This window comes from Leptolyngbya sp. PCC 6406, from assembly GCF_000332095.2.
Taxonomy (GTDB): domain Bacteria; phylum Cyanobacteriota; class Cyanobacteriia; order Phormidesmidales; family Phormidesmidaceae; genus PCC-6406.
Genome location: NZ_KI913949.1, coordinates 2672454 through 2679418, shown reverse-complemented (window position 1 = coordinate 2679418; position 6965 = coordinate 2672454). Strand labels below are relative to the sequence as shown.

General features: G+C 57.2%; 4 protein-coding genes and 1 pseudogene. 1 reads left to right on the top strand and 4 read right to left on the bottom strand.

Features of this window, described 5'->3' with window-relative positions; all coding sequences use genetic code 11:
- Positions 1 to 23: 23 nt before the first annotated feature.
- The gene (locus tag LEP6406_RS0211870) at positions 24 to 2393 is read right to left on the bottom strand and encodes an ABC transporter permease (protein WP_008316052.1); all 2370 of its coding nucleotides are present in this window, start codon (positions 2391 to 2393) and stop codon (positions 24 to 26) included.
- A 264-nt stretch (positions 2394 to 2657) separates the two neighbouring features.
- A pseudogene (locus LEP6406_RS27735) lies at positions 2658 to 3706 on the bottom strand (IS3 family transposase); the annotation flags it as partial.
- Between the two features lie 77 nt (positions 3707 to 3783).
- On the opposite strand from LEP6406_RS27735, the gene LEP6406_RS27730 reads away from it, so the two are divergent.
- Entirely contained in the window at positions 3784 to 4443 is a 660-nt protein-coding gene (locus tag LEP6406_RS27730) for an IS5 family transposase (RefSeq protein WP_051463680.1), read from the top strand.
- A 142-nt stretch (positions 4444 to 4585) separates the two neighbouring features.
- On the opposite strand, the gene LEP6406_RS27725 is transcribed toward LEP6406_RS27730, so the two are convergent.
- Both LEP6406_RS27725 and LEP6406_RS0211845 read right to left on the bottom strand, forming a co-directional pair.
- Positions 4586 to 5170, bottom strand: coding sequence for a Crp/Fnr family transcriptional regulator (locus LEP6406_RS27725; RefSeq protein ID WP_008316034.1), 585 nt, complete (start codon positions 5168 to 5170; stop codon positions 4586 to 4588).
- A 169-nt stretch (positions 5171 to 5339) separates the two neighbouring features.
- Entirely contained in the window at positions 5340 to 6809 is a 1470-nt protein-coding gene (locus LEP6406_RS0211845) for a cytosine deaminase (protein WP_008316037.1), read from the bottom strand.
- Positions 6810 to 6965 lie beyond the last annotated feature (156 nt).

Sequence of the window (6965 nt, the reverse complement as noted above, 5' to 3'; positions counted from 1 at the left end):
CACTCCCCCACTCCCCCACTCCCTCACTCCCTCGTCTTCAACACCGCAATCAAGTCCAACTGCCAGAGCTGGCGACCAATGAGCAGGCCAGAGCCAAGGGCCGCGATCGCAGTTACCAGCAGCGCAAACAGATAGCTGGTGGGATTAATCACAAAGGGGACCCGAAACAACTCGGTATTCTGGGCCGGAGATTGGTTTAGGGACCAGGAGAGGCCAAAGCCCAAGAGCCAGCCCAGGGGAACGGCGACAAGGGTGAGGACGGCCTGTTCACCCAGGAGAATCACCGCAATCTCCCCCTGGGTGAAGCCGATGATCCGTAGCGTGGCCAGTTCTCGACTGCGCTCCGACAGGGCAATGCGAGCCGCGTTGTAGATCACCCCGACGGAAATGATGCAGGCAAATAGGAGTAGGACAAAATTCATCGCTCCTGAGGTGGCGGCAATGGTGTCCTCAAACTGGGACAGGGCCGTTTCCCGCTGAGCCACCCCCGCCACCGCCGGGGTTTGCTTCAACTGTTGGTACAACGGCTGGATGAACTGGGGATCTACTAACAGGTAGGCTCCAGAATAGGTTGGCCCCTCCTGCATCAACCGATTCAGCGCCTCCACATTCATATAGGTGGCGATCCCCACCAGCTCATCCACCAGGGCCGTCACCACCACCTGGCGGGTGGGGCGGGCTCCCTCCAGCACTTCTACGGTGACGCGATCGCCCACCGCAACGTGCAGCATTTCCGCCAGTTTCGTATTGATCAGCAGCCCATCGGCGGGCAGGGGTACGGCCTGGAGCTGGGCGTTAATCAAACGACGCAGGGTACTGGGCTCCCCCAACCCCGTGATCGCCCCCAGATGGCTGCGATGGCCATAGCGCAACCGTACCGGCACAGTGCGAAAGGGCTCCACCCGCTGCACCCCCGGCAGGTGAGCCAGGTCATAGCGCACTCGACCGGGCAGGGGTCGGTTAAAGGTCAGCGTCATATCCTCCCGCTGAACGACGTGAAACTGGACGGTGATGATGTGGTTAATGCCGTCGCTGAAATATCCCCCCACCACCAGAATCGACACCGCCAGGGAAATGCCGAAAATGGACAGAGCCGCCTGCCAGGGGCGACGCTCCAGATTCCGCAGAATGATCCGACCCACGGGGGACAGGAACCGTTGCCATCCCAACCGCTCGATCAGGGTGGGATTGAAACTGGCGGGGGGTTCTGGGCGCATGGCCTCCGCCGGGGGCAGCGCCACCACCGCCGCCACGGATTTGAAGGCTCCGGTCAGAGCCGCCGCCATACTCACCCCCACCGCCGCCAACATCAAGCCGATGCCCGCCTGATATTGCACGTCAGGGAACTGGTAGTACTGGGTGTAGAACTGGGTAAAGTTGGCCCCCAGCCAGCGCCCCAGGCCAATCCCCGCCGTGGCCCCCAGCCCGACAACGATGACCACCAGCTTGAGGAAATGCAGCCCCACTTCCCCGTTGGTGTAGCCAAAGGCTTTGAGCACCGCCACCTGATCTCGCTGGGTGCTGATCAGGCGGGCCAGCACCATGTTCAGCAAAAAGGCGGCGATGCCCAGAAAAATCACGGGTAAAATCAGCGCCATCACCTGCAAGCCCACCAGATCATCTTCTAAAAAGCGGTGGGAAATTTGATTTTCCCGACCGTAGGCTCCCAGGCCACCGTAGGGCTCTAGCAGTTGATCTAGGCGAAATAGCACCTCCGCCTCCCGTGCGCCGGGAGTGAGGGTGAGGGTGACATCATTAAAGGCTCCATCCAGGTCAAAGGCGGTGGCGAGGGCGTTGCGCCCCATCCACAGCACCCCAAAGCGGCGATTATCCGGCAGCAGTTCCGTGCCGCTGATTTCGTAAATGTATTCCGGCGACAGGGCGGTACCGACAATCCGCAGCCGCTGCCAGCGACCATTGATCACGGCGCTGATGCTATCCCCCAGGGCCAACTGGTTCGCCGTCACAAAGGCATCGCTGGCGATCACCTCATCCAACCGACCGGGCTGGATGTAACGCCCCGATCGCAGGAACAGATCATTCAACATGGGCTGCTGCTGTTCGGGAATGGACACCAGCCGTCCCGTGGCGGGGTCATCTAATCCCGGCACATCCAGGGTGACGGTTTCCACAACCCGCGATCGCACCTGCCCCACCCCCGGAATTTCCCGAATCTGCTCCAGCAGGCCATTGGGAGCCCGGTTCAGCGGCGCAAACACATCAGCAAAGCGGTATTCGCTGTAGTACGCCTGCTGGGATAGCACCAGGGAGTTATAGGTGCTCATCATCGTCACCAAGCTGGCAATGCCGCAAGCCACAATCAGCACAATGGCAATCACCTGCCCCCGCAGGGTCAGCAGGTCTCGAAGTAGCTTGCGATCGAGGGATTGCATAGGGGTCCGTCAATTAATGATTGACAGGTGACCGCAACCCTGGAGTTGGGTTGGGGTTAAATATATAGCGGTTCCCTAATGGATGAGGTACAGCTCTGAAGTGGACCCAATGGTTCGGGCAGATATATCAGGAAACTAAGCTCTGAATTCTTCCTGGGTCATGGCTGCAATTGAAGAATTTCACCTGGTTCATCCGGCTTGGAAATAAACCTCATCCGGGGTGGTGTAATTCAATGACTGATGCAGTCGGTTCTGATTGTATCAATCAAACCATGCTTTCACCTCCTGATTAAGATGAGTCCCGTCCTCAAAAGCTTTGAGGTAGATCAGCTCATACTTCAAAGACCGCCACAAGCGCTCAATGAAAATGTTGTCGTGACATCTTCCCCGACCATCCATGCTCACTTTTGCGCCGCTCGTTAGCACCTGGCTGGTAAATGCCTTGGCGGTAAACTGAGACCCCTGATCGGAGTTGAAGACCTCTGGGTGGCCATAGCTCTCCAAGGCTTCTTCGAGGGCATCAAGGCAGAACTGAACATCCATCGTGTTGGAGATACGCCAGCTCAATACCTTGCGGCTGAACCAATCCATCATCGCCACCCGGTAAAAATGGCCTTTGAGCACCGGCAAGTAGGTGATGTCGGTACTCCAGACTTGATCTACCTCAGTGATAGACACCCCTCGTAGCAGATAAGGATAGACCTTGTGCTCTGGGTTCACTTGAGTCAGTTTGGGCTTGGGGTAGATGGCCTGTAAGCCCAACTGCTGCATCAGTCGCTGAACTCGCTTGCGATTCACCTCATAGCCCTCTCGGCGCAGATGGGCGGTCATGCGACGACTGCCATACACTGGCGTTTCCAGATAAAGCTCATCCAGGCGTCTGAGCAATGCCAGCTCTGTCGCCTCTATTGCTTTGGGCCGGTAATACAGCGTCGAACGGTTCACACCCAGGAGCTGGCATTGGCGCACCAAGCTCAACTGGGGGTGATTCCCATCTACCAGGGTCTTTCGCTGCTCAAGCCCAGTTGTGCTGAGCGCTCGGCTAAAAAATCCCGTTCTACCGTCAATTTACCGATCTGACGGTAGAGTTCATTGATTTTCGCTTGGCTGTCTGCTTCAGCCGTTTTAGAGGCCTGTCCCATCTCAAACAAACCGCTCGCACTCTCCACGAGATGCCGTTTCCACTGGTTGATCAGGCTCGGATGAACACTGTGCTGGCTGGAGAGCTCTGGCACGGTCTTCACACCCTGGATGGCTTCGAGGGCCACTTTTGACTTGAACTGAGGACTGTACTGTCGGCGCTTTTTACTCATGGGATACTCCTATCATTTTTCGGGGAGTCTCAGAGCTTAGCTACCTGTCCAGTTTTTGGGGTCCACTATACTTCTACGTGCTGTGCGAAGGGTGCACCTGGCACGGTCTACCAGGAGACTTCCCCCCCTGGCAAACGGTTTACACCTACTTCCGTCGCTGGAAAAAAGACGGCACCTGGCAGAGGATTCATGACGAGTTCTATGTCCTGACCCGTTTGGCTGCGGGTCGTGCCGAAAGCCCCTCAGAGTTGATCATCGATAGTCAAAGCGTGAAAACGGCTAACTTTACGCATGAGGATGTGGGCTATGACGGGGCCAAGCACATCAAGGGTCGCAAGCGTCACCTAGTCGTCGATACCCTGGGTTTGGTGTTACGGGTGCTGATCACTGCGGCCAATGTCGGTGAACGCGATGGGGCCAAACAAGTGCTGGCAAACGTTAAGGCAATGGGGCAGAGGGTCTCTCGGGTGATCACGGTGTGGGCCGATGGCGGTTATGACGGTAACCCCCTCTATCGCTGGGGCATTGATGTGCTGGACTGGGTGATTTGGGTGACCTTACGCCCCACGGAGCGCAAGGAATTTGTCCCTGTCCCTCAGCGTTGGAAGGTAGAACGTACTTTTGGCTGGTGGAACCGCTACCGACGCTTGAGCAAGGATTATGAACGCTTGACCCAGACCAGTGAGACCTTTATCTATCTGGCCATGATCCGTATTATGGTGCGCCGATTGGCCTAATTCGATACCCGCTTCGATTTCTCAAACACCCTCTAAGGGGTGTCGGTCTATCACCCTGCCCATAAGATACAAGGGGTTGGGGGATGAGGGCACCGGCTGCAACGTAGTCAGATCAGGGCTTTGCGCTTACAGCGAAGCTCCGTTATTGAGCCAGAGTGCTGTAGGGGAAGCCGTTGTTGTGGTCAAAACCGTACAGAGACTCCTCCGCCACCGGACGGGGAACCACCTCCTGGGGAACAAACTGGGGATCGGGGGCGTAGGCGAGATTCTGCTGCCGGGTTAAATCCTTAAGTTCCTGCTGTTTTTCATTGAGTTCGTCATTCAACTCACGGATGCGGCGAGAGAGGAGTCGAATGATATTGACCGCAATGCCAGGGGTTTCATCAATGGCCTCGTAGAGCTGCTGTTGGGTCAGCATCAGACAGTCGCAAGACTCCAGCGTCGTCACCGAAGCCGATCGCGGCTCTGCATCAAAGAGGGACATTTCCCCAAAACAGGTACCTGTCTCTAGCTGGGCCAGTTCCTGCCCGCGCAGGTGGACCCGCACCCGCCCCGACACCACAATGTAGAGCGCCCGCCCCTCCTGCCCTTCTGTAAAGATGGTGTGATTATTGGGGAAGGACAGCTCATCCATAATGGAGGCCAGCCGCACCAAGAAATCGTCCCGCAGTTCTTTGAAAATGGGAACGCCACGGACAAAAAGCAGTCGGTCAACGCTGGTTAACATTCAAACATTGAGGAGGACGTATTCAGGAGTGGGGAGAGGCTCAAAAAAAACGGGTCGCAGACGGCAAAAACCCGACTCTCGAACCCAAAAGGTGCCATGAGTGTAACGCCAAATGCGGTTCTGTGACGCGCTTCTGTAAACAGAATAAGTCCCATGGCCGAAGGCGGTGCTAGGCGATACCTACCAAGTCATCCAGCTCCCGATAGTCCGGTAGGGTGGTGTCGATGCTTCGGCCCTGGCGTATTACCACCCGATCGGCTTGGGGCCGAGACAGCAGCTCATTAAAGGTCCGGGCCTTGAAGAGTACCAAGTCTGCCGATTGCCCGAGGCCAATGCGTCCTGCCTGGGGCAGACCCATGAGATCGGCGGGGGTGCTGGTAACGGTGCGTGCCCAGTCGGCGATGGGGCGATCCAACTGGCCGATGCGGGTGGCTTGGGTAAACACCTCTAGCCCGTCTAGATCCCCGTAGGCATAGAAGGGATCGCGGCAGTTATCACTTGCGATCGCAACTGGAATTCCCCATTGCTTTAGCTCATGGAGCACCGTCACGCCGCGATAGCGCGGCATTCTGTTGGGCTGGCGATCCTGGAGGTATAGGTTACATAGGGGCAAGCTAATAATACCGATCTGGGCTTCCCGCACCCACTTCAGGGTTTCCCCCATCACCTCCGGCGACTGCACCGAGAGGGAACAACAGTGGTCGCACACTACACGCCCAGCAAACCCATGGCGCAGCTTAGCCTGGGCCACAGCCCTCAGACATTGGTCTTCAGGATTCAGGCTTTCGTCCACATGGAAATCTAGGTCGAGTCCCCGTTCTGCCGCTAGGGCAAAGACCCGATCTACCTGGGCTATGAGGTCAGGGTTGGTATAGGCTACCCCACCGAGAATTGCGCCAGCAGCAGCCACCTGATCCGCGAGGGCTGTCCCCGCTGGGGTCAGGTAATAATCTAGGGAAACAAGGGAGGCCGCTTGCAGGTTTAGCCGTCCTGACCATTCCTGGCGCAGGGTGTGGATCACCTCTAGGGCGGTGGCCGCCATGGAGCCAAAGGCATCGAAGTGGGTGCGCAGCGCCTGGGTGCCGTGGGCATAGCTACAGTGCAGGCTGAAGTCCATACGGCGATAGAGATCCTCCCTATCCCAGTATTTCTCAGCATCCCCTTGCACGACATCTAGGGCGCTGGCGAAGGTGCCATCGGGGTTGGGAACCCGATTCCAGCTTTGTCCTTTATCTAGGTGGGTATGGATATCCACAAAGCAGGGCCAGATCAGCCCCTGCTGCATATCCACTTGGGGGACGGTCTCTGGGACGGTCTTTGGCCCGGTCTGGGGGGGCGCAATGGCGGTAATGTAGCCGTCGCGAATTTCCACATCGGCAGCCACTAAATTCTCTGCAAAGGGGAATGCCGCCAGTTCTGGAATTACCGGGCAGTGGGCTACAGGGGTCGCCAGGAGGGACTGGGGAATGCGGCCATTCACTAACCAAAAATGGGGCGTTTGAGGGAGAGAAATAAAGGCCACAGCGGCATCGGGTCCATCGTAAAAATCTTGGGTTCCATTATCCGCGATTTTAATTTCTGAAGACCGTCGTCGCGTGGGGTGAGCCGCGATAGTCACAAACTGGCCCATTGGGGCCATCGCGCAGCGTCTCCGCTAGCGAGAAAACCCACGAAATGCTGGTTCAAAATTCATGCCGGATCGCGATGCAACGGAACTTGGAGCTGAGAAAGGGGTCTAGACCTGTTATGAGGGGGCGATCTCCCCGGTGCTCCCTACCGCCCCAGTCTCTTGTAA